This window comes from Tardiphaga sp. 841_E9_N1_2, from assembly GCF_051811065.1.
Lineage (GTDB): Bacteria > Pseudomonadota > Alphaproteobacteria > Rhizobiales > Xanthobacteraceae > Tardiphaga > Tardiphaga robiniae.
In genome coordinates this window covers 428,490-454,650 of record NZ_JBPWQC010000001.1, presented here as the reverse complement: position 1 = coordinate 454,650, position 26,161 = coordinate 428,490, and the positions used below count along the sequence as shown (strand labels likewise).

Sequence of the window (26,161 nt, the reverse complement as noted above, 5' to 3'; positions counted from 1 at the left end):
TATCTGGCCGCCACAGTGTTGCATTCTCGCGACGCCAATGCGCCCGAGCTATGCGGTCCCCTCAAGATGAGGGGTGGCAGCGCGCCGTGAGGCGCAAAGGGTGATTTTTATCGCGATCCGCTCCACCGGAACGCCGGTAAGCTGCAACCGCGCACGCCTCACGGCGCGCCACACCGCAGACAAGTTTACGCAGTCTGCGACTGCTAGGGGCGATTTCTGTCCACGGGCCGTGCTTCCTGGGACGTGGCGCCGGCAGGTTTCCCCGCTTTTGCCTGTCCCAGTCCAGCCGTTTCCGGCAGAGCCCCGTAATGGGCCCGGACGGCTACCCAAGGCCTCCCGAGTGCGCGAGGTACGTCCCCTCGCCGCCCGCGGGCGCCGCAATCCCAGCTCCACCTCGCGAACCGGATGAGCGGAGGACAATCCTTCTAGGTATATTATCAATATATATAGGAAAAAATGTTTAAGCTCTACCCTCTCAATTGTCATTCCGGCCCGCGCAAGAGCGCGTCCCGGAATGACAATTGAGAGCTTCGTGCGTTTCGGCACCACACCGTGCTCTACACCACCGTTTTATGCCGCTCGATGCAGGTCGTCATCACCTCATCCATCGACTTGCTCCACCAGTTCTCCGAGAAGATCTCGATCTCGGAGTAACCGGCGAAGCCCTGCGCCTCGACAGCCGCGCGGGCGGATTTGATATCGATGACACCGTCGCCCATCATGCCGCGGTCGTTGAGGATGTCCTTGGTCGGGACCAGCCAGTCGCAGACGTGAAATGCGAGCAGACGATCCTGCCCTGCCCGCGCGATCTGGGCATGCAGTTCGGGGTCCCACCAGATGTGATAGACGTCGAGGGCGACGCCGAGCATGCCGGTACGGTTGGGATCGAGACGGTCGCAGATGTCGAGCGCCTGTTCGGTGGTGTTCACGCAGGCTCGGTCGGCCGCATAAGCCGGATGCAGCGGCTCGATGGCCAGCGGCATCTTCGCCTGCCGGGCGTATTCCATCATCTCGGCGATGCCATCATCGACCTGCGCGCGCGCATTGATGATGTTCTTCGAGGGCGCACTGCCTGGCCGCGAATATTGCGGCAACCCACCGACCACGAGCACGATGCACGGCGAACCAAGTGCCACGGCCTCGTCGACACAGCGGCGGTTATCGTCGCGCTGCTGCTGGCGATGGGCTTCGTCCGAGACGAACATGCCGCCGCGGCAATAGCCGGACAGTTCGAGGTCGTGATCCCGCACGGCCTTCACGGCCTTGTCCAGACCGACGGTGGCCACCTGATCGCGCCACGGCGAGACGCCGCGGATCTTGTGACGTGCACAGGCCTCGGCGATGGCGACGAAGTCGCCCTGCTTGCGGACTGTCGCCGTGTTCAGCGACAGCCAGCGATGGTCGTTGGAAAAGTCACGCATCTCAGGCTTCGATCCCACGGGTGGCCATGATCGCCTTCATGCGCTGCGTCGCCAGTTCGGGATTGGCCAAAAGACCGGCCTTGTCGGCGAGACGGAACAGTTCGGCGAGATGCTGGGTCGAGCGCGTGCTCTCCTGACCGCCGATCATGGTGAAGTGATCCTGATGGCCGTTGAGATAGGCCATGAACACGATGCCCGTCTTGTAGAACCGGGTCGGCGCCTTGAAGATGTGACGCGACAGCGGCACCGTGGGACCAAGTACGTCGTGGAAGCCGGCCTCGTCACCGGCCGCGAGACGCGACAGCGCATAGGATGCCGCCGGCGCGATGGCGTCGAAGATGCCGAGCAGCGCATGGGAGAAGCCCTTGTCGTCGCCGGCGATCAATTCGGCATAGTTGAAGTCGTCGCCGGTATACATCTTGACCTTGGGGTCAAGGCGACGACGCATGTCGATCTCGCGCTGTGCATCGAGCAGCGAGACCTTGACGCCATCGACCTTGGCGGCGTTGCGGTTGATGACGTCCACCGCGATATCCATCGCTGTGTCGAGGCTGGACGTGCCCCAGTAATTCGCCAGTGCCGGATCGAACATGTCGCCGAGCCAGTGGATGATGACGGGCTGCGCCGACTGCGACAGGATGCGGTCATAGACGCGGCCGTAATCCTCGGCGCTCTTGCCGAGCTTGGCCAGCGCACGCGACGCCATCAGGATGATGCGGCCGCCGACCTTCTCGATCGCTTCGAACTGCTGTTCATAGGCCTTGATCACGTCGTCGATCGACTTGGCATCTTCCACCGCGAGGTGATCGGTGCCGGCGCCGGAGAACACCAGCGCGCCGCGCGGCTTGGCCGCCGCGACAGAGCGCGTGATGAGTTCGAGCGAGGTCGGCCAGTCCATACCCATGCCGCGCTGAGCGGTGTCCATCGCTTCTGCGACGCCGAGACCGAGATCCCAGACGTGTTCACGAAATGCGATGGTGCGGTCCCAATCGATGGTCTGATTGAGCCACGGATCGCACTCCGCCAGCGGGTCGGCGACGATATGCGCCGCAGAGAAGGCGATGCGGTTCAGCGTGCCTTCCAGCTTGGCCGGAAACGTGCGCGACGCTGCGAGACGATAGGTCTCGATCGAACGATCGGCCTTCGGCAGCTTCAGCGACAGCGACGACGCAGTCGACGTGGGCATGACTGGCTTGTTCATGGCGGACCTCAGACCTTGAGTGTGGGAACGTCGATCCAGCGGCGCTCCTTCCAGCTTTCCAGCGCGCATTCGACGAGTTGCACGCCCTTGGCACCTTCGAGCAGCGTGTACTTGTAGGGCGCATCCTCACAGACGTGACGGATGAACATTTCCCACTGCTCCTTGAAGCCGTTGTCGTAGACGGCGTTGTCCGGAACCTTCTGCCAGTCGGCATAGAAATCGTGGGTCCGCTTCTCGTCGGGATTCCAGATCGGGCGCGGCGTCGCCTGACGGGCCTGGATCATGCACTCGGTGAGACCGGCCACGGCCGAACCGTGGGTGCCGTCGACCTGGAAGGTCACGAGATCATCGCGATAGACGCGCGTCGCCCAGGACATGTTCATATGGGCGATGACGCCGCCCTTCAGCTTGAAGGTCGCATAGGCCGAGTCGTCGGCAGTTGCCGTGTACTTCTTGCCTTGCTCGTCCCAGCGCGCCGGAATGTCGGTGGTGCCGAGGCAGGTCAGGCTCTCGACTTCGCCGAACAGGTTGTCGAGCACGTAACGCCAGTGGCAGACCATATCAAGGATCATGCCGCCGCCGTCTTCAGCGCGGTAGTTCCAGGACGGGCGCTGGGCTTCTTGCCAATCGCCTTCGAACACCCAGTAGCCGAACTCGCCGCGTACCGAGAGCATCTTGCCGAAGAAGCCAGAGTCACGGAGCATCGCAAGCTTCTTCAGACCGGGCAGGAACAATTTGTCCTGCACGGTGCCGTGCTTGAGACCCTTGGCGTTGGCCTTCTTGATGACGTCGAGCGCGGCTTCGAGATTGGTCGCGATGGGCTTCTCGCAATAGATATGCTTGCCGGCCTCGATGGCGCGGTTGAGCAGACCCGGGCGTGCCTGGGTGGTCGCTGCGTCGAAGAAGATGCTGTCGTTCTTGTCGGCGAAAGCCTTGTCGAGATCAGTGGTCCAGCGCTCGATGCCGTACTTCTTGGCGAGGCCTTCGATCTTCTCGGCATTGCGACCGACCAGGATCGGATCCGGCATCATGCGGTCGCCGTTCTTCAGGGTCACGCCGCCCTGCGCACGGATCGCGACGATCGAGCGCACGAGATGCTGGTTGAGACCCATACGGCCGGTGATGCCGTTCATGATGATGCCGAGGCGGTGGACAGCCATAGTCAGGACTCCTGGAGAACTTTAGTTTGAGAATGATCGGATGAAGCGAGCTGGAGCGGCGACAGCACCGACCAGTCCGGATGTGCGCCGGATGCAAATCCGGCAGAGGTCAGCGATCCCGTAAGAAGATCGCCGTCGTGAATCGACAGACGGACGATATCGCCATCGCGGCGGTAGAGATCGGGATGCGCCGTCAGGAAGGCCTCGGCCTCCTCCGCTGGTGCAGTGCCGAAACCATCGACGTAGTGATGGCCGTTGCGTTCGGCATGGGTGACGCCAATCAGCGCACCAAGCGCCAGATCCTGCTGCACGCCGAGCCCGGCCTGACAGGTAAGATCCTCGCCGGTGATAAAATGCTCGACGCCCTGCGCGCTCCACGCCGCAGCGCGAGTCGCATTCGCAATCGACTTGTAGAAGCCCTTGCAGGATTTCGAGGAAATGCCGCGATAGCCCAGCGCCTTGGCGGCGGGGAATGCATCCCAATTGTCGTCAGCTTCATCAATGATGAAATTGCGCGACGACAAATTGCCGAGCGGCGACTCGCGCGTGATGTCGCGCGGCATCGGCTGTTCGATGTAAAGTAGCCTGGATGCAATCGGCGCCAATGCGCGGTCATTGTCGAGACGATCGACCAGCGCGCCGAGCGCGTTGAGATCGGCATATTGCTCGTTGGCGTCGAGCGTCACCTGATAATCGTAAGGCAGCTTCGTCAGCGCGTTGCCGATCCGGGTCAAACGTGCGGCGTCCGCCGCGGGATCGCCGTTCATCTTCAGCTTAAAGTAACGCGCGCCGCTATTCTCACGGGGGTCGGCGACACCGCCCTCGCCTTCGATCACATCATCGAGGCCGACAGTGTGGCGCAGCGCGACGCGCTCAAGCCGGTGACGGCTGGCGAGGAACGTCGCGATGTCGTCGGCGCCGAGATCGGGCGCCAGACGCGCGGTAAGACCGGCGACGTTGGCCTTCATGCCCGTGAAGAAATCCGTGCCCAAGCCACGCAGCAGTGCGTCGAGCACACCCTTGTCGATTTCCGCCGGTCCGAACGCGGCGGCAAGCGGTGGAATGTCCAGTTCGGCGCAAGCCGTCATCTGGTCGCCGATGCAGGCCGCATGCAGACCGAAGGCAGAGATGAAGCCCGATTGCGCGCGATAGAGCTCTTTCGCGATTGCCAGCGACTGCCGCAGTTCGTTCACGGTGTCATCGATGGCGAGATGCGGCCGCTTGTCGAACCACTTCGGCACCATCAGCTCGGCTGAGGCACCGACGAACACGCCTTTGCCTTCGACCTCCAGCTCGACCCGCACGAAAGCCTGCGGCGCGGCATTGACCGTCACGGCGCCAAAGCGAAACGGCCGCACGAATGCCACGTGGCGCTCGAACAGCGTAATGTCTCGCAAGGCGATCCGTGTCGACATGGACATGGGCCTTAGTCCAGCGTGCTGTTGGTCATGAAGTGCTTGCGGATGCGCGCGACCAGGTCGGTGAAGATCGGGTTCGACATCGCATCGAGCGTGCGCTCGCGGCTGAGCGGCACGTCATAGATTGCGGAGATACCGCCGGGGCGCTCGGTCATGACCAGCACCTTGTCGGCAAGGAACACCGCTTCCGGGATCGAATGGGTGATGAGGAGAATCGTCTTGCCGGTGGTGCGCTGGATGCGCGACAGCTCGACATTCATCTTCTCGCGCGTCATGGCGTCGAGCGCGCCGAACGGCTCGTCCATCATCATGATTTTGGGATCGTGCACCAGCGCACGGCAGATCGAGGCGCGCTGTTGCATGCCGCCGGACAGCTGCCACGGCAGCTTCTTCTCGAAGCCTTCGAGGCCAACCATCTTCAAAAGCTCTTTCGCGCGCGGGATATATTTCTCGCGCGACAGGTTCTTCATGTCGATGGGCATCAACACGTTGTTGATGATGTTCCGCCACGGCAGCAGCAGCGCATTCTGGAACACGATACCGACATCGCCATGGGGTTCGGTGACCTTGTTGCCGTCAACGTGGATTTCGCCAGATGTCGGCGCAAGAAGGCCCGAGATCAGTTTGAGCAGTGTGGACTTGCCGCAGCCGGATGGACCGACCACGACGAAGAACTCGCCGTCGTTGATGTGGAAGTCCAGGGGACGCAGCGACTGCACCTGGCCGTCGCCGGTCCCGTAGGTTTTGGAGACGCCGGAGAGATTGATCCCCGACGCCTTCGATGGTGCGGACTGCTCGGATACGACGCGAAGATGCGCACTCGGTTGATCGACGCTCATGGTCCTCATCGCTGCAGTCATTACGGCTAGTCCTGTTCGTTTCGTCGGTTCGGTCGAGATAACCGGGTCGGTTACTTCGGCAGATATTCGTTGGTGTAGAAGGCCTTCGGATTGTCCTTGGCCTTGGCTTCCAGACCGCCGTATTCGACCATCAGCTCCACCGATTCCTTCATGTTCTGATCGGTGACCTGGAACGGGCGCTTACCCTTGGTTTCCGGCGTGGTGTAGAGCGGGATGGTGAGCTCGAAGCCCTGGGTCAGGGTCTCGATCTTGCCGCCCTTCGGGTTGGCATCGAGGATCGACTGCGCGGCAGCCTTCGGCTCCTTCGACGCAGCTTCGACCGCCTTGGTGGTGGCCGACATGAAGCGCTTCACGAGATCCGGATTGGCCTTGGCATAGTCGGTATTGGTGATGATGCCCGACGACACCAGATGAATGCCGTAATCGGCGAACTTGATCGGATACACATCCTTGCCGGTGGCATCCTTGATCTTCATGGACTGGTCCATGACGTAGCCGAGCAGCAGATCAGCCTGGCCGTTGATGACGGCGTTGAGCTTGGTCTGTCCGTCGCCGGCGACGGTCTTGAAATCGGATTCCTTGAGGCCCGCCTTCTTGAGGAACAGCGGCCAGATCTGGGTCATGGAATCCGCCGGCGTGATCGCCACGGTCTTGCCCTTGATGTCGTCCGGCTTCCTGATGTTCTTGTCGACGAAGCCCATCACCGACATGGCCGAGGTCTGCAGCAGCACGCCGGTGGCGATCACCGGGGCGCCCTTCACGGCCGCGCGCATCATGGTGGGAACGTCGACATAGCCGAAGTTCACGCTCTTCGCGGCGACGGCCTGCACGGTGGCAGCCGAACCGCGGCCTTCCTGAATGTCGAGATCGATGCCTTCGGCTTCATAGATGCCCTTGGCCTTGCCGTAATAGAACGGCGAATGCTCACCATAGACATACCAGTTGAGCATCAACGTCACCTTGTCGGCGGCAGCCGCCGGCGTGGCGAGTGCGAGCGTGACAGTGATCGCGGCAGTCGAAACAGCAGTAACCCATTTCAGCATTTTTAGCCTCCCATTGAAGCAGGTGATCGCGGCCCGTTTCGCCGGACCGCTTGTTTGGAATTGCAGGTCCCTATCAGGACCCGATGAAGACATCCGCGCGCTGGCTGACGTGCCAGGGAATCGCAAAACGTTCGATACGATCGACCAGCCAGAACAGAATGACGCCGAGCAGCGCGAGGATCACGAGAGCCGCAAACATCGTCGGCAGATCAAAGGTGCCGATCGAGCGCTGCAGCACATAGCCGATGCCGGAATTGGAGCCGACGAATTCGCCAACCACCGCGCCGACGACGGCGAGCGTGACGGACACCTTGAGACCGGAGAAGATCGCCGGCAGTGCGTGCGGCAGGTTCACCGCGCAAAATACACGCAAGCGGCTGCCCTTCATGGCGCGGGCAAGATCGACCATGTCGGGATCGACCGACTTGAAGCCCTGCACCGCCGACACGACGACCGGAAAGAAGCCAAGCAGGAAGGCTGCAATGATCTTCGGCACGATGCCGAAGCCGAACCACACCACGAACAAGGGCGCGATGGCGACTTTCGGAATCGACTGCGAGAACACCAGCAGCGGATAGACATAGCTCTCGACGGTCCGCGAACCGGCGATCAGCATGGCAATCGGGATGCCGAACACGGCCGAAGCGAGAAAGCCGAGCAGCGTGGCGTAAGTCGTGGGCCCTGACTGCGCGAGCAGCTCGGGCCAATCGGTGTAGAGCACCTTCACGACGTCGCCGGGCGCAGGGATCTGATAGGCAGGAATGTTGAAGATGCGGATCGCGAGATCCCAGCCGACAACGATCATCACCAGCAACAGGAATGGGCGCAGCCATGAGGCGTTCAGCAGCTTCGATACACTGCCGGGTGCTTTCTTCTCACTCACGCGTCTCGTCTCCCAGATGCCGGCTTCGCGGTCGCATTTAACTCGTTGGATAAATACAGCGCATGGCTTCGCCGTTGTCAATTGGGCGCTTAACTAGCGAGAATTACACAATGATTTCAGGCGCTTTGGCGCGTCGGGGTGTGGACAACCGATGCCGGGGGCAACTGGAATTCGGCGACCGAACGCCCGGTGAGCGCCGCCAGGACGAGTGCCACCATATGGGCCAGCCGCTCGTCCCTCGCCTCCTTCGCCAGGAGATCCCGGCCGAAAATCACGCTGAGCGTGGCGTTGTTGCCGATATAGAAAAAGCTCAGCGCGGCGATGGAAATGTAGAGCTGCACCGGATCCATCGCGACCTTGAAATCGCCTGACGCGACGCCGCGCAACACCACTGTGCGGATCATCTCCACGAAGGGCGAATGCATCGACTTCACCTTCGTGGAACGCTTGATGTGCTTCGCGCGCTCCAGATTCTCGGTGTTGAGCAGCGCGAGGAATTCCGGGTTGCGGATAAAGTAGTTCCAGGTGAAGGCGATCAGGCTCTCGATGGCCTCAGGCGGATCGAGATGTTCGAGATCGAGCGTGCGTTCTTCGGCGCGGATCTGCTCATAGGCACCTTCGAGTACCGCAAGATAGAGCGCATCCTTGTTGCCGACGTGATAGTAGAGCATGCGTTTGTTGGCGCCGGCCTGCGCAGCGATGCGATCGACGCGCGCACCGGCGAGGCCCTTGCTCGCGAATTCCTTCTTGGCAGCCTCGAGAATGCGCAGACGCATCCCTTCCGGGTCACGCTGCCACTTCAATGCTTTCTTCGGCGCTTTTTTAGTTGTTTTTGCCAAACCCGGATCCCGTCGCTCAGCGGAATGACCCAACAGCCGCACGTCTATCGCGTGTAGCATGCGTTTGCCCGCTTGAGAACAAAGCATGTTCCGGGCCATATGCGCAAACGGGCATCGCCTTTTGCAGGTGCCGTCGCTATCACTGCCCTGCCCCAACCGGACCTGCTTGTGCCTGCCATCATCACAGACCCGTTCTTCTACGCCGTCGCCATTCCGGCGGTGATTTTTCTTGGCCTCTCCAAAGGCGGCTTCTCCGGCGTCGGCATTGCCGCCACGCCGCTACTGGCGCTGTATCTGCCACCGCTGGAAGCGGCCGCCTTGCTGCTGCCGGTGCTGATCACGCAGGACCTGATCTCGATCTATGTCTATCGCCGCGAATGGGACGCCTCGAATCTGAAGATCATGTTGCCGGGCGCGGTCGCCGGCATGACGCTGGCGTGGCTGCTCGCCTCCTATATTTCCGACAATGCCGTTCGCATCACCGTCGGTTTGATCGGCCTCATCTTCGTGATCGACGTCTGGCGGAAGCGCGCCAGGATCGAACCGACCCGCATGGGCCCGGCCGGCGGCGTATTCTGGGGCGCGGTATCGGGCTTCACATCCTTCATGACTCAAGCCGGCGGCCCACCATTTCAGGTCTATGTGCTGCCGCAGCGGCTGCCGAAGCTGGTGCTGGTCGGGACCACGACGATCTTCTTCGCCGTGGTCAATGCGCTAAAGATCGTGCCCTATTTCGCACTCGGCCAATTCCACGCCGGCAATTTCGCGACATCGCTGGCACTGCTGCCGATGGCCATCATCGCGAACTTCATGGGCATCTGGCTGGTGAAACATACGCCCACCGCATTGTTCTACAACATCGCCTATGCGCTGCTGTTTGTGATCTCGCTGGTGCTGCTGTGGCAGGGCTGTTCAGTGTTGTGGCGGTAGTTCGCCCGGCCTGCGGAAAAACCACTTGACGGATTGTAAGCTAATAGCTTACATATCAGGCAGTCGATCCGTAGCCGTCGAGGCGCCTGTGATCAGATCCTTCATACATCCCGGTCTGAACGAGCTCTGGAGCAGGAAGACGTCAGCCAAGATTGACAAAAAAATGCATGGCCGCATTCTCCGCCGGCTCGACATGCTGGACGTCGCAACCTTGCCGGCCGAGATGGACCTGCCCGGCTTCAACTTCCATCCACTGCGCGGCAAACCACAGCGTTATTCCGTTCACGTCAACGGACCATGGTGCATCACATTCGAATTCGAGGCCGGCGATGCGCTTCGTGTCGACTTCGAGCAGTATCACTAAGGGCGCTTCGCGCCGGGGATCAAGGAGAGCCACGATGGTTGAGCAAAATGCCAAGCGCAGCGCGTCCCGCTGCCCGACCCATCCAGGCGCCGTGCTGCGCGAAGACGTGATCCCCGCCGTCAAGCGATCCAAGACCGAGATCGCCCGCCTGCTCGGCATTTCCCGCCAGCATCTGCACGACATCCTCGAAGAGAAGAAGCCGATCTCGCCCGAGGTCGCGGTCCGGATCGGCAAATTGTTTGGCAACGGTGCCGGCATCTGGGTGCGGATGCAGGCAGCCTATGACACATGGCACGCCGAACAGACTGTCGACGTCAGCGGGATCGAGACGCTGAAGGTCGCTTGACGGCGCTCACACATCCTTCCCCGTCCGCTCGATCAGCAGCGTCGGAATTCCGCAGGTGCCGTCGCGCAGGCTGACGACACGGGTGCCCGGCTTGCGGCCACTACGCACCTCCGACACGTTGACATGCGCGGCGAGCAAGCGCTCGCGGACGGCATCCGCGTCAGCGACGCGCCAGGTCATGCCCCAGAGCTTGTCGCGATTCTTGTCGGCCTTGTCGTCGGGGCGATGCACGACCTCGACGATCAGATCGCCGCAGCGGAAGAACATCAGATGGCCCCACTCTGGATTGGAGCGATCCAGTGCCATGTCGAGGCCCAGTCGCGCGCCATAGAGCGCAGCGGCGCGCTCCGGATCCTGCGTAGCGACAACGATATGGTCGAGGCCAAGGAACGGCGCATCGCCCACCGGGGGCGACACCGGACGCTCGTCGGACAGTTCGAGAAAGAATTGCCGGACACCGCGCGTCGCGTCCGTCGCCGCACGGGTACGCTTCCAGGAGAGTGTGGCGCCGGTCTCGGTATCCCTGCTCTCGACCTCGGCGATGGGATCAGGCTTCAGCGCCAGGCGATCGAGCCGGCGATGCATCCCAGCGATATCGCCAGTCCGGAAACAGATGCTGGCCAGCGTCGCGCCCTGCTCCGGCAGCACGGCCCTGATGCGATCGGCGGCCGGGCCGTGACCGACAGGCGCCATCAGCTCGACCGACATATTGGCCACCGTGAAGATCGCCATGGCCGCACCGTCGCTGGTGCTGCGCCAGGCGGGCGCGCGGGCGAACAGGGTCTGATAGGTGGCGATCCCCACCTCCAGGTCCTCCAGCAAAATGACGACGTGATCCAGCCCGGTGATCATCGCATCCCTCCCGTCTTCGTGGCGTTGTTGTGATCGAACTATGCCAGTTTTCGAGCCGCAATGCTGAAAACCGACTCCGCCCGGCTGCGGCATCCTGCGGCATCGCACAATTTCGGTGGTGACCTCGTCGCAACCGCTGTTAAGCTGACTGATGCGCCGTCTCCGGACGGGTGCAGCCATCCCTCAGGCGAGACGGACGGATTCATGAAGGCACTCTTTATCGGACAGACCTATATCGACGTCACGTTCATCACCGACCATATGCCGACCGGCGACGAGAAACACGTCGCCTCCGACTATGCCGTGTCGTTCGGCGGCAATGCGGTCACCGCCGCCTTCTGCTGTGCCAAGCTGGGCATCGTGCCCGATCTGATCGCCACCGTCGCCAATGACTGGCTCGGCCGCATGTTCATGGACATGTCGGCGAAATACGCCATCGAGGTCCATCCGCGCAAAGTGGCGAGTTCATCGCTGTCCTTCATCATGCCGAAAGACGGCAAGCGTGCTATCGTCCGCTGCCGTGACGACGAACACATCCATCCCTTCCCGCTGCTCAATCTCGGCGCCTGTCGCGCGCTGCATATCGACGGCCATCAGCCCGATGCCGCGATCCACTACGCGAAGCTCTGCCGCGAGGCCGGCATCCTCACCTCACTCGACGGCGGCGGATTGCGCACCAACACCCATGAGTTGCTTGAGTTCATCGACGTCGCCATCGTCGCCGAACGTCTGTGCGAGCAGATGGATCTGACGCCGGAGAAGATGCTCGACTATCTCAAGAGCCGCGGCTGCCGCGTCGGCGGCGTCACGCTCGGCGAGAAGGGCCTGCTCTGGTATGACGAGGCCAGCACCGTACACACACTGCCCGCGCTGCCGATCCCGCGCGAAAAGGTGATCGATACCAATGGCGCCGGCGATGTTTTCCACGGCGCTTACGTCTATTCGTACCTCGCCAATCCCGGCCATAGCTGGGCCGAGCATTTCAAATTCGCGCGGGCCGCATCGACCTTCAAGATCCAGCGGCTTGGCAATGAAGCGGGACTGCCGACATTGTCGGATATCGCGGCGGTGCGTGAGGAATATCGGGCGCAGGTGTGACAACCATGGGCCAGGTTGTCGTCGCCGGCAGCATCAATATGGACGTGGTCGCGACAGCCGACCGCCATCCGGCAATCGGTGAGACTGTAGCAGGCCGCGAAGTGTTGTATTTTCCCGGTGGCAAGGGCGCCAATCAGGCCGTTGCTGCGGCGAAACTTGGTGCAGCGACCATACTGATCGGCTGTACCGGCGCGGATGCCTTTGGCCGCGACACCAGGGCATTTCTGGCCATGCAGGGCGTCGGTCTCGCTTACGTGCGTGAGGTCGCTGGCGCCGGCACGGGAACAGCGATCATCACCGTTGCGAAAGCTGAGAACACCATCATCGTCATTCCCGGCGCCAATGCGTTGGTCAATGCGGCCGATGTCGCCGCGCCCGCATTTCGAAAAGGCGATGTCGCCGTCAGCCAGTTTGAAATTCCGCTGCCGGCCATCACGGCTTTCTTCACGCGGGCGCGCGCATCCGGTGCAATAACGATTCTCAATCCGGCACCGGCGATGCAGATCGACCATGAGCTCATGGCTCTGGTCGATGTCTTGATCCTCAATGAAAGTGAGCTCGGCCTGCTTGCAGGTGACGAGCTGCATGAAACAGATCCCGATGCGCGATTTGTCGATGCAGCATCGACATTGCAAATCGATCACCGGCCAAACATCTGCGTCACGCTGGGCAAGCGCGGCACGATCGCACTGATCGACGGAGATGTACATTTTGAGGCTGGCCGCCCCGTGAAGGCCATTGACACCACCGGTGCCGGCGACTGTTTCGTGGGGGCTGTTGCCGCAAAGCTTGCGGATGGACATTCACTGCAGAGCGCCATTGGCTATGCTAATGGCGCCGCAGCGCTTTGCGTACAGCGGATGGGCGCCGGGCCGTCGATGCCAACCGCGGAAGAAGTGTCAGCGGCCGCCGGCTAGCGTCAGCCCTTCCCCTTCGCCGTCATGAAGTCGAAATCGCAGCCGTCATCGGCCTGCAGGATCGTGGTGTGAAACAGATGCGCATAGCCGCGCTTCGCCCAGTCCGGCGTCTGCGCTGGCGGGAGCGCAGCCTGGCGCTTCGCAAGCTCGGCATCGTCGACCAACAGATCGATCGACCGTTTCGCCACATCCAGACGGATCATGTCGCCGTTCTTCACAAGCGCCAGCGGGCCACCCACGGCGCTCTCCGGCGTGATGTGCAGCACAATGGTGCCGAAGGCTGTACCGCTCATGCGCGCGTCTGAAATACGCACCATGTCCTTCACGCCGGCACGCGCCAGCTTCATGGGGATTGGCAGATAGCCGGCCTCCGGCATGCCCGGTGCGCCCTTGGGACCGGCATTGCGCAGCACCAGCACGTCATCGGCATTGACGTCGAGATCGGGATCGTCGACGCGGTTCGTCATGTCCTCGACGGATTCGAACACCACGGCACGGCCGGTGTGCTGCATCAGCTTGGGCGACGCGGCGGAATGCTTGATGACGGCGCTGCGCGGCGCCAGATTACCGTGTAGGATCGCCAGTCCGCCTTCGCGCTTGATCGGATTGTCCTTCGAGCGGATCACGTCCTGGCCCGGCACTTCTTCGGCATTCGCCACGATCTCGCGCAATGTCTCGCCGGTGACGGATTTCGCATCGAGATCGATGAGATCGCCGAGCTGCGCCATCAGTTTCGGCACGCCGCCCGCGTGATGGAAGTGCTCCATATAGTGATCGCCGGACGGCTTCAGATCGACCAGCACCGGCACGTCGCGGCCGAGCTCGTCGAAAGCAGCGAGATCGATCCGGTTCGGCGTACGGTTGGCCATCGCCGTGAGATGGATCAGTCCGTTGGTCGAGCCGCCGATCGCCTGCAGTACGACCTGCGCATTGCGGAACGAGCCCGGCGTCAGGAATTCGCTCGGCTTCGGTCCCTTGTTCTTGGCGAGCGTCGCGGCAACCTTGCCGCTGGCTTCGGCGGAGCGAAAGCGCTCGGCATGCGGTGCCGGGATCGTCGCGCTCATCGGCAGCGACAGGCCCGTGGCTTCGGTGATGCAGGCCATGGTCGACGCCGTGCCCATCACCATGCATGTGCCAACCGACGGCGCGAGGCGCGCATTGACGTCGTCGATTTCCTGCTGGTCGATCTCGCCGGCGCGGAACTTGCCCCACATGCGCCGGCAGTCGGTACAGGCGCCGAGCACTTCTCCCTTGTGATGGCCGACCACCATTGGGCCGACCGGGATCACCACCGTCGGCAGATCGACCGACAGCGCCGCCATGATCTGCGCCGGCAGCGTCTTGTCGCAGCCGCCGATCACCACCACTGCATCCATCGGCTGCGCCTTGATCATCTCCTCGGTATCCATCGCCATCAGATTGCGCAGATACATCGAGGTCGGATGGGCGAAGCTTTCGCCGATCGAGATGGTCGGAAACACCATCGGCAGCGCGCCAGCCAGCATCACGCCGCGCTTCACCGCCTCGATGATCTGGGGCGAATTGCCGTGGCAGGGATTGTAATCGCTATGGGTGTTGGTGATACCGACGATGGGCCGGTCCAGCGCATCGTCGGAATAACCCATGGCCTTGATGAAGGCCTTGCGCAGGAACAGCGAGAACCCGGCATCGCCGTAACTGGTCAGCCCCTTGCGCAATCCGTCGGCCATGTCGCGTTCCCATTCCAAGCTTGTTTTGAATGCTTCTTATGAAGCCGCCAAAATTCTTGTCAATGCGCGGGACGGACTGGCTGGGCCCCTATTTCGGCTCCCACACCTTGCTGAAATCGCCGGCGAATTCGGCGCTGCAAAATGCGCCGCCCTGATAGAAATCACCGACCGGATCGGGTTTCATCTTCGCCTGTTCCGCCATCGCGTGTTCGCGGTGATCCTCGGCTTTGCCGACCGGGCGATAGCCGAGTTCATAGGCGCGGGAGTTATCCCACCAGGCACGCTCGTTATAGGAGGCGCCATACAGCACCTCGAAATGGATGGCGGGATGTTCGAGCCCGATCTGGCAGAGCTGCACCAGATCCTCGGGCTTGAGCCAAATCGACAGCCGACGTTGATCAAGCGGCCTGTCGCCGAAATTGCCGATCCGCAGGCATGTCACCGACAGCCCGTATTTGTCGGCATAGAGCGAGCCCACCGCCTCGCCGAACACCTTGCTGACGCCGTAGCGGCTGTCCGGCCGTGCCGTAACGTCCGGCGGGATTTTGCTGTGGCGTGGATAGAAGCCGACCGCGTGATTGGACGACGCGAAGATAATGCGCTTGACGCCCTTCTTGCGCGCTGCCTCGAACAGATTGTAACCGCCGATGATATTGGCCTGCAGAATGGTGTCCCATGGCCCCTCCACCGAGAAACCGCCGAAATGCAGGATGCCATCGACGCCTTCGCAGATCGCCTCGACGGCGGCGAGATCGGCCAGATCAGCCTGCTTGAAGTTTTCATTTGGCTTGAGATTCGGTGGCGTGGTGAGATCGCTCAGCACGAGGTCCGGATAGATCGGCGGCAGCAATTCGCGCAAGCGCGTGCCAATTCCGCCAGATGCGCCCGTCATCAAGATCTTCATTCCGTCCCTCGTAATGTTGTCAGTTGTCAGACAAGTATGGCGCGGCGCGGGCGCGACGGCAAGGCAGTGGAACCGGCATTGCTTGCCGCCTACCCTCGCCAATGTTAGCAAACGCATCCGAGGAAACGACAGAGAACGAGACGCCAATGTCCGACACATCATCGCGCGGCTGGCAGCCGGCGACCTATTATCCCGACCCCGCCATTCACGCCCTCGATCCCCGCTTCGAAAAATACTGGATCAAGCTCGGCGCCATTGAACGCATCGCGACCGGCATGCGCTGGGCCGAAGGTCCGATATGGTTCGGTGACGGCCGCTATCTATTGTGTTCAGATATTCCCAACAACCGCATTATCAAATGGGAAGAGGAAACCGGCGCGGTCAGCGATTTCCGCAAGCCGTCGAATTACGGCAATGGCAACACGCGGGATCGCCAGGGACGCCTGATCACCTGCGAACACGGCCGCCGCATCACCCGCACCGAATATGACGGCTCCATCACGGTGCTGATGGACAATTTCGAAGGCAAGAAGCTGAACTCGCCGAATGACGTCGTAGTGAAGTCCGACGGCTCGATCTGGTTCACGGATCCCCCCTTCGGATTGATGAGTGACTATGAGGGCAACAAAGCGCCATCCGAGATCGGACAGAATATCTATCGCATCGACGGCGATACGTTGACGTCCACCATCGTCGCCGATGATGTGCTCGGCCCGAACGGACTGTGTTTTTCGCCCGACGAGAAGCTGCTCTATGTCGTGGAATCCCGCGGCGTGCCGAACCGCAAGATTCTCGCTTACGACGTTGCCGCGGACGGCAAGACGCTGAAGAACAAGCGCGTACTGATCGATGCGGGCCCAGGCACGCCCGACGGCATGCGCTGCGATATCGATGGCAATCTGTGGTGCGGCTGGGGCATGGGCAAGCCGGAGCTGGACGGTGTCTTCATCTTCGCGCCCGATGGCGAACAGATCGGCCGCATCGCGCTGCCCGAGCGCTGCGCCAATGTCTGTTTCGGCGGCGTGAAACGTAACCGACTGTTCATGGCATCGAGCCAGTCGATCTATGCCGTGTATGTGAACACGCAGGGAGCGCTGGGGGGCTGACGGGTACACCGCCCTCTCAACGTCATTGCGAGCGTAGCGAAGCAATCCAGTCTTTCCACGCTTGTGGCCTTCTGGATTGCCGCGTCGCTTCGCTCCTCGCAATGACGGCGGAGAGACCGTCGTAGAAACAAAAACGCCGGCATGGATGGCTCCATGCCGGCGTTTTCAGTCACGAAGCTCGCGCTTCTGTTACGCGGTCTTACGCCGCGGTGTAGCCGGCGATTGCCTTGACCTCGAGGAAGTCCTCAAGACCGTGCTTACCCCATTCGCGGCCGTTGCCCGACTGCTTGTAGCCGCCGAACGGCGCGGTGCGGTCGTTCGGAGCACCCTGCAGGTTGACGTTGCCGGCGCGGATGCGGCGGCCGAACTTGCGGGCGTTCTCGACCGTGTCAGCTGAGACGTAGCCAGCGAGGCCGTACGGGGTGTCATTTGCGATGCGGAGCGCATCGGCTTCGTCCTTGGACCCCATGATCACGAGCACCGGCCCGAAGATTTCCTCGCGCGCGATGGTCATGTTCTCGGTGACGTCGGCGAAGATCGTCGGACGCACATAGAAGCCCTTGTTGACGCCTTCCGGCAGACCGGGGCCACCGGCGACCAGCGTGGCGCCTTCCTCGATGCCCTTCTGGATCAGGCCCTGGATCTTGTCCCACTGGCCGCGATTGACCACCGGACCGATGACGGTGCCATCAGCGCGCGGATCGCCGGCCTTAGTCTTGTCCGCCTGGGCCTTCGCGATGGCGGCGATTTCCTTCATCTTCGCCTGCGGCACGATCATGCGGCTCGGCGCGTTGCACGACTGTCCGGAATTGTTGAACATGTGCGCGACGCCGCCGGTGACGGCCTTCACGAAGTCGGCGCCGTCAAGGATCACATTCGGCGACTTGCCACCGAGCTCCTGGCTGACGCGCTTCACGGTATTCGCGGCGCGCTTGGCAACGTCGATGCCGGCGCGGGTCGAACCGGTGAAGGAGATCATGTCGATATCGGGATGTTCGCTCATGGCGACGCCGACATCCGGGCCGAGACCGTTGACGAGGTTGAACACGCCCTTCGGCACGCCGGCTTCATGGAGGATTTCCGCGAAGATCAGCGCTGAGGTCGGGGTGTATTCCGACGGCTTCAAGAGCATGGTGCAGCCGGCGGCGAGCGCAGGCGCGACCTTGCAGGCAATCTGGTTCAGCGGCCAATTCCACGGGGTGATCATGCCAACGACGCCAATCGGCTCCTTCGTGATCATGGCGGCGTTGTGCGCCTCGTCGAACTTGTAGGTCTTCAGCACGTCGAGCGTGGCGACGAGGTGACCGAGGCCGGCACCGGCCTGCAGCTTCTCGGCCATCGGCAGCGGAGCGCCCATCTCGTCGGAGACCGACGCACCGATATCCGACATGCGGGTCTTGTAGACCGCGATGATCTTTTCGAGCAGTGCGATGCGCTCTTCACGGGTGGTCTGGGAGAACGTCTCGAAAGCGCGCTTGGCAGCGGCGACAGCCTTGTCGACGTCGGCCTTGGAGCCCAGCGCAATGTCGTACATCGCATCTTCAGTCGCCGGATTCACGACAGGGGTAGTCTTCTTGACGACGGGATCGACCCAGGCGCCATCGATGTAGAATTGCAGGCGGTTGACCATTGGTAACCTCTTTGATTTCGGGAACGTCTGTCGTCAGAAAATTCTGTGCAGCCGGGTCTATCTGGGAAGGAACGACACATCCGGCAAGCACCCTTGCGCGGTCATTTCGCCTCATGAGCCCGTCATGCACGGGATGCCGCGTGAAAGCAGCAAATGCATATAAATCCAGCCGCGTGGCAGGAGCAAGGCCCCGTGATTTGCGCGCGTTCTAAAATCGAAACGTCGCAACTTGCCAGCAAAACGCAGTGTGCGTTGCAACAAAATTGACCGAAAAATCAGCGCGACTTTGCGCGGACGGCAATAGGCGCATCCGGATCGGCTTCATCATCGGCCATGGTGGAAATCGGCGACATCGGTGTGTCACGCAGCCGCTTCAGGCCGAGATGGCGCTCACGCAGAATGACGAAGATGCCTGCGCCCGCGACGATTACCGCGCCGCCGACCACGTAAGGCGTCGGCACCTCGCCGAACATCCAGAAGCCGAACAAGAAGGCCCACAGCATCGCCGTGTAGTCGAACGGCGCCAGGAAGGACGCCGGCGCATAGCGATAGCTCTCGGTGAACAGCATCTGCCCGAGGCCGCCGGAAATGCCGATACCGACCAGCAGTGCCAGTTCGAAATTCGTCGGCCAGCGCCAGCCAAATGGCGCCGTGAGCAGCGATGCCGCCATCACGATCAGCGTCATGAAGATGACGATCGCGGATGAGGACTCCGTTGCGGTCAGCCGGCGGATCTGGATGGTCGCACCGCCCGACGAGAAGGCATTGAGCAGCGCCAGCGACAGACCGATGATCATCGACGTGGTCAGCGCCGCGTGGTCGTGGAAATACGGCGACAGCATCAGGATCACGCCGGAAAAGCCAATCGCCACCGCCGACCAGCGATAGGCATGGACCTGCTCTTTCAGGAAGATCGCGGCGAACACCACGGTGATCAGCGGCGCGATGAAGGCAATGGCGGTCACATCCGCGATCGGCAGCCGCGCCAGCGCGCCAAAGGTGCAGAAGGTGCCGATCACGCTGAACGAGCCGCGCACCAGATGCGCGGAGACACGGTTGGTACGCAGCGCCCCGCGCAACTGACCGCGCCAACCGAAGAACAGCACGATCGGGATCAGCGCAAACAACCCGCGGGCGAACACGATCTCGCCGAGCGGCACGTCGCTGCCGAGATAGCGACCCTGCGCGCCCATGATGGCAAACGCCATGGTGCTCGCAATCTTCAGCGACACGGCTTTGAAGATGTTCATGAGTTCGGGGAAATGGAGATCAGGGGAATCGCGGGGGCGTTCATGTTGCAGCACACAATCACGTGAGCCTCCTCACGAAAACCGCCGATGTGACATGGCTTGGCGGGTTTCCATGCAGGGCTGCACCTCGCCACAACCCAACCTTGCGCGGGCGGTTTTAGCCCTTTTTGGCGGGTCTGATGGGCCCCTCCACCGCAGGGAGCGACTTCAGATAGAGCGCCATCGCCGAGCGGTCGTCTGCGCTCAACTGGGAGGTATTGCGGATCACGCGGGCCATTGAGCCACCGGCGGTGTCGCCGTCCGGCGTCTGCCCGGTTTCGAGAAAATACGCGATGTCCTTTTCGCTCCAGTCACCGAGACGCTTTTGGGTGATGTTAGGTACCCAACCCTCTCCATCAGGATTCGGACCTCCGGCAAAGCGCTGTGCCGTCACGATGCCGCCCAGCGCGTTGCGCGGGCTGTGGCACTCGGCACAGTGGCCCAGCGCATTCACCAGATAGCTGCCGCGATTCCACTGCGGCGACTTCGATGCATCCGCCTCGAACGGCTTGCCATCGAGGAACAGCAGCTTCCAGACGCCGAGATTGCGCCGGATGTTGAACGGGAATGGCACCGCATGATCCGGCGCCTTGCTGGCGACCTGTGGCAGCGTCTTTAGATAGCCGAACAGATCGCGCGCGTCCTCCATCTTCATCTGCTGATAGGACGTGTAGGGAAAGGCCGGAAAGTAATGCGAACCGTTCGGCGACGTCCCCTTCAACAGCGCCGTGACGAAATCAGCCTCGCTCCAGCGGCCTATCCCGGCGACCGGATCCGGCGAGATGTTTGGCACATAGAACGTACCGAACGGCGACGTGAGCGGCAGCCCGCCGCCAAGCTTGAGCCGATCCTGCTGCGCCGGCGTCGCATGGCATGACGAGCAGCCACCGGCATTGAAGACCACTGCGCCATTGCCGGGATTGGGCGTGTGCGGCGGGAGCGTGCTCGCAGCCACCGTTACTGGAATCGTCAGCCACCAGAACACGCCGAGGCCGATGACAGCCGCGACAAATGCGAGAATGAAAAGCCGTTTCAGCACGTGCATGTCCAATCGGTATCCGGGTCAAACATCAACGGGCGCATCGCCTTGAACAGTCGCTGCCGGAACGAAACCGTGATCCATCCCTTAGGCTCCCGGGGGAATGAATTGGCGTCTCGGATGTTTCCAGCCATGACGACCTCACCATCATCAGGGAGAAAACCATGTCACCTCGTTCGATCATGCTCGCGTCCCTCGCGCTCGGCACCAGCATCGCCCTCGCCGGCCCCGCTTGCGCCGACAAGATGAAGGCGACCCTCAACAGCGCTTCCGAAGTGCCCGCCAATACCAGCGTCGGCAAGGGCACCGCCGATATCGACTTCGATCCCGCTACCAAGAAGCTGACCTGGAAGCTGACCTATTCCGGCCTCACGGGTCCTGCGACCATGGCGCATTTCCACGGCCCCGCCGAAGCCGGCAAGAATGCCGGAGTGGCCGTACCGATCACACCAGCCACATCCGGCTCCGAAGGCAGCGCCACGCTGACCGACGCACAGGCCGCCGACCTGTTGGCCGGCAAGTACTATGTCAACATCCACACTGAGGCCAACAAAGGCGGCGAGATCCGCGGACAGGTCACGAAGTAACATTCGAATCGACGATGGTTGAACAAAAGGGCGAGCGCTGCGGCGTTCGCCCTTTCATTCAGAGTTCACAATCGAGCTCAGATCTTCAGTCTGAACGTCTCGTGGCAGCCGCCGCATGCCTTGCCGATGCCGCCGACATTCGCCTTGAGGCTGTCGAGATCCTTGATCTTGGCCTTGGCGTCGGTGACGGCCTTGGCGAAGGTGACGATGTGGGCATCGAAACCGGCCTTGTCTTCCCAGACCTTCGGCGACGTCGAATAGTCACCCTCGGCCTTCAGACCCTTGGTGCTGTCCGGAAACAGTGTCGGCAGCTTCTTGGCGGTTTCGTCCAGCACGGTCAGCGCGGCCTCGACCGCGGCCTGATCATAGGGCTTGTCGCCCTTGGCCATCGCGCTGAGTGTGCCGCCAAGAGCGCGACCATTGGATTTCATCAGCGTCTGGCGTTCCTTGACGATCTCTTGCTGGGCCGAGACCGCCCCCACACTCAACAGCAAAGCTCCGACAACGAGAAGCGCACGTTTCATCAACCAATACCCCTGTTTGGAATTCAATTAGGACTAGTTCGCAACATGTAGATGAACCCCGCCGCCATCCGGCTATTCCCGGCGGCGGCGCCCTACAGCGTGTGGAGCCGTTCGTGCTCGCGGATCGCCATCCAGACCCGCTCCGGGGTTGCAGGCATGTCGATGTGCTCGATTTTGTATTCGCGATAGAGGCCATCTATGATGGCGTTCATCACGGCCGGACAAGAGCCGATGGCGCCGGCTTCGCCCGCCCCCTTCACCCCCAGCGGATTGGTCACGCAGGGGATGTTGTGGGTCTCGAACGAAATCGGCGCGCCGTCGGCCGCGCGCGGCAGCGCATAGTCCATGAAAGTGCCAGTGACGAGCTGGCCGTCCTCGGGATCATAGACCGCCTGCTCCATCAGCGCCTGGCCGATGCCCTGCATGGTGCCGCCATGCACCTGGCCGGCCAGCAGCAACGGATTCAGCGTGACGCCGAAATCGTCGACGATGACGTAATTGACAATGGCGATCTTGCCGGTCGCAGGATCAATCTCGACTTCGACCAGATGGGTACCGTTGGGGAAGGTGCCGTCGGCGCTGCTGAAGGTTTCCGACGCATTGAGCTTCGACGGATCAGCCTTCTTCGCGAGGTCGGCGAATGATACCGAGCGATCGGTGCCGGCGATCTTCACCACGCCGCCATCGATCTCGAGATCGGCGACGCTGGTTTCCAGCACATTTGCCGCGAGCTCCTTCAAATTGATACCGAGCTGCCTGGTGGCGCGCTGCACGCTGACGCCACCGGTCGGGATCGAAGCGGAGCCGCCGGTGCCGAGGCCCGTCGCGACCTTCGCCGTGTCGCCCTGGACGATGTGGACGCGGTCCGGTGTCACCCCGAACTGTTCGGCGACGATCTGGGCATAGGCTGTGTGGTGGCCCTGCCCGGTCGACTGCGTACCGATCAAAATGGTGATGTCGCCATCAGCGCCCACAGCAACATTGGCGGTCTCGTCGCCCATGGTGCCGCAGACCTCCACATAGGTGGCCATACCGATGCCGCGAACCAGGCCCTCTTTCTTCGCGGCCTTGGCCCGCTTTGGAAATTCCTTCCAGCCCGCAACATCCATCGCGCGTTTCATATGCGCCGTGAAATCGCCGGAGTCGTACACCTTGCCGGTCGCGGTCCTGTACGGCATCGCCTTCGGCGGGATGAAGTTCTTGCGGCGGATCGCATCCGGCGACATGCCGAGCTTGCGCGCGCATTGATCGACGAGACGTTCGACGACGTAAGCCGCCTCCGGACGGCCGGCGCCGCGATAGGCGTCCACCGGCACGGAGTTGGTGAACACCGTGCGCACGCGGCAATGGAATGTCTGGATGTCGTAGAGACCCGGCAACATGCCGGCGCCGCCATGCGGGATGTAAGGTCCAAAGGTCGACAGATACGCGCCCATGTCAGCCATCAGGTCGACATCCATGGCGAGAAACTTGCCGTCCTCGCTCAGCGCCATGCGTGCATGGGTGACATTGTCGCGGCCCTGCGCGTCGCCGAGGAAGTGATCGGTGCGATCCGCCGCCCATTTCACATTCTTGCCGAGCTTCTTGGCGGCAAAGGCCACCAGCGCATATTCACGGTAGGGAAACAGCCGCGTGCCGAAACCACCGCCGACATCGGGGCAGATCACGCGCATCTTGTCCTTCGGCATTTTCAGCACGTTGTCGCAGAGGATGTCGCGCAGACGATGGCTGCCCTGGCTGCCGATGGTCAGCGTCATGTAATCGCGCTTGGCGTCGTATTCACAGATCGCCGCCCGCGTCTCCATATAATTGATGATGACGCGTGGATTGACGATCTTCACGTCGGCGATCACGGGTGCCTTGGCGAACACCGCATCAACTGCCTTCTTGTCGCCGATCGGCACATCGAACAGCACATTGCCGGCATGCTTGGCCCATACCTGCGGCGCGCCCTTGGCGACGGCATTGACCAGACCGTTCACGGACGGCAGCGGCTTCCAGTCGACTTCGATCGCCTCAATCGCATCACGCGCCTGCGCTACAGTCTCCGCAACGACGAAGGCCACGGCGTCGCCGACATGGCGGACTTCCCCGGCGGCGAGGATCGGATAATCCGGCCCGGTGAAAGGATGATCTTCGAGATTGAACAGGCAGGGCAGACCGCCGAGGTCCTTGGTGTCTTCCGCCGTCAGAATCGCAGCGACACCCGGAAGTGTGCGCGCCTTGCTGACATCGATAGTGAAATTGGCATGGGCATGCGGCGAGCGCAGCACGAGGGCATGCAGCGTGACGGGCGCATGATCGTCGGTATAGCGGCCACGGCCACGAATGAGGGCGTCGTCTTCTTTGCGCAGGACACTCTGTCCAACGCCGAATTTGATGGGGGCCATCGTTCCTCCGCATGCAGTTTAGACTCAATCTACACTGCGGGAGAACGGCGGCAAGTGGCACGGGGCGTCGCCCTGCCCGACTTTGGGACACGATGAAGCGAGCTATCTGGCGCGGACCAGGCTGCGCAACCAGCTTTTGCCGAAAAGCGTCAGGACCAATGCCGAATAGACCAGGACGGTCACGATGATGAGAACTCCCAGCGTCGCTTCGTCGCGGAGGCTGGTGAGGCCCGCGAACTGCTCCGCCGCAAGACGCGCGGTCCCCCATAGCACCGCAGCGAGGACCACGCCGGTCAGCGCGAATTTGCCGAGTGCCAGCAGGAATGCGCGGTCGAATTCGAGATAGCCGGCCCGCATGGCGAAGAAGATCACGAGCAACAGATTGATCCAGGCTCCCGCCGCGGTGCCAAGCGCGAGGCCAATCTGCGCCAGAGGCCCCATCAGCAGAATCTTCAGCGCGACGTTGACTGCGATGCCGGTGAGCGCGGCAATCATCGGCGTCGTGGTGTCCTTGCGGGCGTTGAAAGTTGCAACCGCGCTGCGGATCATCACGAAGGGGATGAGCGCAATGGCATAGGCGGCGAGCGTCGCCGCAGCGACAGCAGCATCTGCCTTGGTGAAGGCCCCGCGGGCAAACATCGCGCGCATGATGACATCGGGCACCACGAGGAATGCGGCGACGAAGGGCAGCGAGAACAACAGCGAGAACAGGAAGGCACGGCGCTGCGCGCCCATGGCGCCAACGTGATCGTCTGCCGCCATCCGCCGCGACATTTCAGGCAGAAGCACCGTGCCGATGGCGATGCCGATCACCCCGATCGGCAACTGGTTGAGACGGTCGGCATAGTACAGCGCCGACAGCGCACCGACCGGCAGGAAGGTCGCGATGATGGTATCGGCAAACAATGCGACTTGCGTGCCCATGGAGCCCAGCGTCGCCGGGCCGAGCGCGCGGAAGAAGCCGCGCACGTCCTCGTCGAGGCGCAGCGGCGCAAAACGCGGTAGCCCGCCATGGCGCTGCAAGTCGCCGGCGAGCAGGAAATATTGCAGAAAGCCCGAAATCAGCACACCCCAGGCGGCGGCGTGACCTGCACTCGGAAAGAACGCAGCCAGCGCCAGTGTCGCCATCATTGAGATATTGAGGAAGATCGAGGCCGCAGCAGCACTGGCGAAACGCTGCATCACGTTGAGCATGCCGCCATAGAGCGTCACCAGCGTGATCAGCAGCAGATAGGGAAAGGTGATGCGTGTCAGCTCGATGGCGAGATGACGCTGCGCGGGATCATCGGTGAAGCCCGGCGCCAGGACGCTCATGGCCTGCGGCATGAACAGAATGGCCAAAATGAGCAGGACGACCTGTGATGCGAACAGCAGCGTGAAGATGCGATCGGCAAACAAATGCGCCGATGCCGGGCCGCCCTTTCCCGTCACATGGGCATAGGCCGGGACGAAAGCGGCATTGAACGCGCCTTCGGCGAAAATGGCGCGGAAATGATTGGGCAGTCGCAGCGCTACGAAGAAGGCGTCAGCCACCGGCCCGGCGCCAAGGATCGCCGCGAGCATGATGTCGCGCGCGAAACCGGTGATCCGCGAGAGCAGCGTATATCCGCCGACGGTGAAAATGCGTCCCAGCATCAGCCGCTTCTATAGC

At 62.0% G+C, this 26,161-nt stretch carries 24 protein-coding genes; 7 read left to right on the top strand and 17 right to left on the bottom strand.

Annotation, left to right across the window (positions count from 1 at the left end; genetic code table 11):
* Positions 1–557 precede the first annotated feature (557 nt).
* The 8 genes from AB8A50_RS01925 to AB8A50_RS01890 all read right to left on the bottom strand — a co-directional run bounded on the left by AB8A50_RS01925 (position 558) and on the right by AB8A50_RS01890 (position 8,762).
* Complete coding sequence (locus AB8A50_RS01925) at positions 558–1,421, bottom strand: sugar phosphate isomerase/epimerase family protein (RefSeq protein ID WP_439076571.1); 864 nt, start codon at positions 1,419–1,421, stop codon at positions 558–560.
* A gap of 1 nt (position 1,422) precedes the next feature.
* Positions 1,423–2,622, bottom strand: a complete 1,200-nt coding sequence (locus tag AB8A50_RS01920) for a dihydrodipicolinate synthase family protein (RefSeq protein WP_439057893.1) — start codon at positions 2,620–2,622, stop codon at positions 1,423–1,425.
* Positions 2,623–2,630: 8 nt separating this feature from the next.
* Positions 2,631–3,782, bottom strand: a complete 1,152-nt coding sequence (locus tag AB8A50_RS01915; protein WP_089266960.1) for a Gfo/Idh/MocA family protein — start codon at positions 3,780–3,782, stop codon at positions 2,631–2,633.
* Between the two features lie 2 nt (positions 3,783–3,784).
* Complete coding sequence (locus AB8A50_RS01910) at positions 3,785–5,197, bottom strand: hypothetical protein (RefSeq protein WP_439079903.1); 1,413 nt, start codon at positions 5,195–5,197, stop codon at positions 3,785–3,787.
* A gap of 11 nt (positions 5,198–5,208) precedes the next feature.
* The gene (locus AB8A50_RS01905; protein WP_439076570.1) at positions 5,209–6,039 is read right to left on the bottom strand and encodes an ABC transporter ATP-binding protein; all 831 of its coding nucleotides are present in this window, start codon (positions 6,037–6,039) and stop codon (positions 5,209–5,211) included.
* A gap of 71 nt (positions 6,040–6,110) precedes the next feature.
* Positions 6,111–7,103: an ABC transporter substrate-binding protein gene (locus tag AB8A50_RS01900; RefSeq protein WP_439076569.1), complete on the bottom strand. Its 993-nt coding sequence runs from the start codon at positions 7,101–7,103 to the stop codon at positions 6,111–6,113.
* Between the two features lie 73 nt (positions 7,104–7,176).
* Complete coding sequence (locus AB8A50_RS01895) at positions 7,177–7,908, bottom strand: ABC transporter permease (RefSeq protein ID WP_246297556.1); 732 nt, start codon at positions 7,906–7,908, stop codon at positions 7,177–7,179.
* A gap of 194 nt (positions 7,909–8,102) precedes the next feature.
* Entirely contained in the window at positions 8,103–8,762 is a 660-nt protein-coding gene (locus tag AB8A50_RS01890) for a TetR/AcrR family transcriptional regulator (protein WP_439062636.1), read from the bottom strand.
* A 231-nt stretch (positions 8,763–8,993) separates the two neighbouring features.
* Between AB8A50_RS01890 and AB8A50_RS01885 the strand changes: the two genes are divergently transcribed.
* The 3 genes from AB8A50_RS01885 (at position 8,994) to AB8A50_RS01875 (ending at position 10,465) form a co-directional block, all read left to right on the top strand.
* Positions 8,994–9,755 carry a sulfite exporter TauE/SafE family protein gene (locus AB8A50_RS01885; RefSeq protein ID WP_439076568.1) on the top strand — a complete coding sequence of 254 codons (762 nt, stop codon included), beginning with the start codon at positions 8,994–8,996 and terminating at the stop codon, positions 9,753–9,755.
* A gap of 88 nt (positions 9,756–9,843) precedes the next feature.
* Entirely contained in the window at positions 9,844–10,119 is a 276-nt protein-coding gene (locus AB8A50_RS01880; RefSeq protein WP_439076567.1) for a type II toxin-antitoxin system RelE/ParE family toxin, read from the top strand.
* A gap of 34 nt (positions 10,120–10,153) precedes the next feature.
* Positions 10,154–10,465, top strand: a complete 312-nt coding sequence (locus AB8A50_RS01875; RefSeq protein ID WP_089266955.1) for a HigA family addiction module antitoxin — start codon at positions 10,154–10,156, stop codon at positions 10,463–10,465.
* 6 nt (positions 10,466–10,471) lie between these two features.
* Here the strand turns inward: AB8A50_RS01875 and AB8A50_RS01870 are convergent, their stop codons facing one another.
* Positions 10,472–11,317, bottom strand: coding sequence for a VOC family protein (locus AB8A50_RS01870; RefSeq protein ID WP_439057888.1), 846 nt, complete (start codon positions 11,315–11,317; stop codon positions 10,472–10,474).
* Between the two features lie 204 nt (positions 11,318–11,521).
* On the opposite strand from AB8A50_RS01870, the gene AB8A50_RS01865 reads away from it, so the two are divergent.
* Positions 11,522–12,415 (top strand): sugar kinase, encoded by an 894-nt coding sequence (locus AB8A50_RS01865; RefSeq protein ID WP_439076565.1) that lies wholly within the window; start codon positions 11,522–11,524, stop codon positions 12,413–12,415.
* Positions 12,416–12,420: 5 nt separating this feature from the next.
* Complete coding sequence (locus tag AB8A50_RS01860) at positions 12,421–13,332, top strand: ribokinase (RefSeq protein ID WP_439076564.1); 912 nt, start codon at positions 12,421–12,423, stop codon at positions 13,330–13,332.
* Between the two features lie 2 nt (positions 13,333–13,334).
* Here the strand turns inward: AB8A50_RS01860 and AB8A50_RS01855 are convergent, their stop codons facing one another.
* On the bottom strand, positions 13,335–15,041 hold the full coding sequence (locus tag AB8A50_RS01855; RefSeq protein WP_439076563.1) for an IlvD/Edd family dehydratase: 1,707 nt from the start codon (positions 15,039–15,041) through the stop codon (positions 13,335–13,337).
* Between the two features lie 88 nt (positions 15,042–15,129).
* Positions 15,130–15,945 (bottom strand): NAD-dependent epimerase/dehydratase family protein, encoded by an 816-nt coding sequence (locus AB8A50_RS01850; RefSeq protein ID WP_439076562.1) that lies wholly within the window; start codon positions 15,943–15,945, stop codon positions 15,130–15,132.
* Positions 15,946–16,091: 146 nt separating this feature from the next.
* On the opposite strand from AB8A50_RS01850, the gene AB8A50_RS01845 reads away from it, so the two are divergent.
* Entirely contained in the window at positions 16,092–17,051 is a 960-nt protein-coding gene (locus AB8A50_RS01845) for an SMP-30/gluconolactonase/LRE family protein (RefSeq protein ID WP_439076561.1), read from the top strand.
* 199 nt (positions 17,052–17,250) lie between these two features.
* Here AB8A50_RS01845 and AB8A50_RS01840 read toward each other — a convergent pair whose 3' ends face one another.
* The 3 genes from AB8A50_RS01840 to AB8A50_RS01830 form a co-directional block, all read right to left on the bottom strand.
* Positions 17,251–18,681, bottom strand: coding sequence for an aldehyde dehydrogenase family protein (locus AB8A50_RS01840; RefSeq protein WP_068738114.1), 1,431 nt, complete (start codon positions 18,679–18,681; stop codon positions 17,251–17,253).
* A gap of 275 nt (positions 18,682–18,956) precedes the next feature.
* Positions 18,957–19,931, bottom strand: a complete 975-nt coding sequence (locus tag AB8A50_RS01835; RefSeq protein ID WP_439076560.1) for a DMT family transporter — start codon at positions 19,929–19,931, stop codon at positions 18,957–18,959.
* 157 nt (positions 19,932–20,088) lie between these two features.
* Positions 20,089–21,009, bottom strand: coding sequence for a c-type cytochrome (locus AB8A50_RS01830; protein ID WP_439076559.1), 921 nt, complete (start codon positions 21,007–21,009; stop codon positions 20,089–20,091).
* 164 nt (positions 21,010–21,173) lie between these two features.
* Between AB8A50_RS01830 and AB8A50_RS01825 the strand changes: the two genes are divergently transcribed.
* On the top strand, positions 21,174–21,596 hold the full coding sequence (locus AB8A50_RS01825; RefSeq protein WP_439057876.1) for a CHRD domain-containing protein: 423 nt from the start codon (positions 21,174–21,176) through the stop codon (positions 21,594–21,596).
* Positions 21,597–21,673: 77 nt separating this feature from the next.
* On the opposite strand, the gene AB8A50_RS01820 is transcribed toward AB8A50_RS01825, so the two are convergent.
* The 3 genes from AB8A50_RS01820 to murJ form a co-directional block, all read right to left on the bottom strand.
* The gene (locus tag AB8A50_RS01820) at positions 21,674–22,120 is read right to left on the bottom strand and encodes a c-type cytochrome (protein ID WP_439057874.1); all 447 of its coding nucleotides are present in this window, start codon (positions 22,118–22,120) and stop codon (positions 21,674–21,676) included.
* A gap of 92 nt (positions 22,121–22,212) precedes the next feature.
* Positions 22,213–24,510 carry a xanthine dehydrogenase family protein molybdopterin-binding subunit gene (locus AB8A50_RS01815; protein WP_439057872.1) on the bottom strand — a complete coding sequence of 766 codons (2,298 nt, stop codon included), beginning with the start codon at positions 24,508–24,510 and terminating at the stop codon, positions 22,213–22,215.
* 102 nt (positions 24,511–24,612) lie between these two features.
* Positions 24,613–26,145 (bottom strand): murein biosynthesis integral membrane protein MurJ, encoded by a 1,533-nt coding sequence (gene murJ / locus AB8A50_RS01810; RefSeq protein WP_439057870.1) that lies wholly within the window; start codon positions 26,143–26,145, stop codon positions 24,613–24,615.
* Positions 26,146–26,161 lie beyond the last annotated feature (16 nt).

Bases quoted from the DNA above. Each gene is read 5' to 3' on its own strand.
- AB8A50_RS01925 (WP_439076571.1), bottom strand. From the start codon at position 1,421: ATGCGTGACTTTTCCAACGACCATCGCTGGCTGTCGCTGAACACGGCG.
- AB8A50_RS01920 (WP_439057893.1), bottom strand. From the start codon at position 2,622: ATGAACAAGCCAGTCATGCCCACGTCGACTGCGTCGTCGCTGTCGCTG.
- AB8A50_RS01915 (WP_089266960.1), bottom strand. From the start codon at position 3,782: ATGGCTGTCCACCGCCTCGGCATCATCATGAACGGCATCACCGGCCGT.
- AB8A50_RS01910 (WP_439079903.1), bottom strand. From the start codon at position 5,197: ATGTCGACACGGATCGCCTTGCGAGACATTACGCTGTTCGAGCGCCAC.
- AB8A50_RS01905 (WP_439076570.1), bottom strand. From the start codon at position 6,039: ATGAGCGTCGATCAACCGAGTGCGCATCTTCGCGTCGTATCCGAGCAG.
- AB8A50_RS01900 (WP_439076569.1), bottom strand. From the start codon at position 7,103: ATGCTGAAATGGGTTACTGCTGTTTCGACTGCCGCGATCACTGTCACG.
- AB8A50_RS01895 (WP_246297556.1), bottom strand. From the start codon at position 7,908: ATGATCGTTGTCGGCTGGGATCTCGCGATCCGCATCTTCAACATTCCT.
- AB8A50_RS01890 (WP_439062636.1), bottom strand. From the start codon at position 8,762: ATGCGTCTGCGCATTCTCGAGGCTGCCAAGAAGGAATTCGCGAGCAAG.
- AB8A50_RS01875 (WP_089266955.1), top strand. From the start codon at position 10,154: ATGGTTGAGCAAAATGCCAAGCGCAGCGCGTCCCGCTGCCCGACCCAT.
- AB8A50_RS01870 (WP_439057888.1), bottom strand. From the start codon at position 11,317: ATGATCACCGGGCTGGATCACGTCGTCATTTTGCTGGAGGACCTGGAG.
- AB8A50_RS01865 (WP_439076565.1), top strand. From the start codon at position 11,522: ATGAAGGCACTCTTTATCGGACAGACCTATATCGACGTCACGTTCATC.
- AB8A50_RS01860 (WP_439076564.1), top strand. From the start codon at position 12,421: ATGGGCCAGGTTGTCGTCGCCGGCAGCATCAATATGGACGTGGTCGCG.
- AB8A50_RS01855 (WP_439076563.1), bottom strand. From the start codon at position 15,041: ATGGCCGACGGATTGCGCAAGGGGCTGACCAGTTACGGCGATGCCGGG.
- AB8A50_RS01850 (WP_439076562.1), bottom strand. From the start codon at position 15,945: ATGAAGATCTTGATGACGGGCGCATCTGGCGGAATTGGCACGCGCTTG.
- AB8A50_RS01845 (WP_439076561.1), top strand. From the start codon at position 16,092: ATGTCCGACACATCATCGCGCGGCTGGCAGCCGGCGACCTATTATCCC.
- AB8A50_RS01840 (WP_068738114.1), bottom strand. From the start codon at position 18,681: ATGGTCAACCGCCTGCAATTCTACATCGATGGCGCCTGGGTCGATCCC.
- AB8A50_RS01835 (WP_439076560.1), bottom strand. From the start codon at position 19,931: ATGAACATCTTCAAAGCCGTGTCGCTGAAGATTGCGAGCACCATGGCG.
- AB8A50_RS01825 (WP_439057876.1), top strand. From the start codon at position 21,174: ATGTCACCTCGTTCGATCATGCTCGCGTCCCTCGCGCTCGGCACCAGC.
- AB8A50_RS01820 (WP_439057874.1), bottom strand. From the start codon at position 22,120: ATGAAACGTGCGCTTCTCGTTGTCGGAGCTTTGCTGTTGAGTGTGGGG.
- AB8A50_RS01815 (WP_439057872.1), bottom strand. From the start codon at position 24,510: ATGGCCCCCATCAAATTCGGCGTTGGACAGAGTGTCCTGCGCAAAGAA.
- murJ (WP_439057870.1), bottom strand. From the start codon at position 26,145: ATGCTGGGACGCATTTTCACCGTCGGCGGATATACGCTGCTCTCGCGG.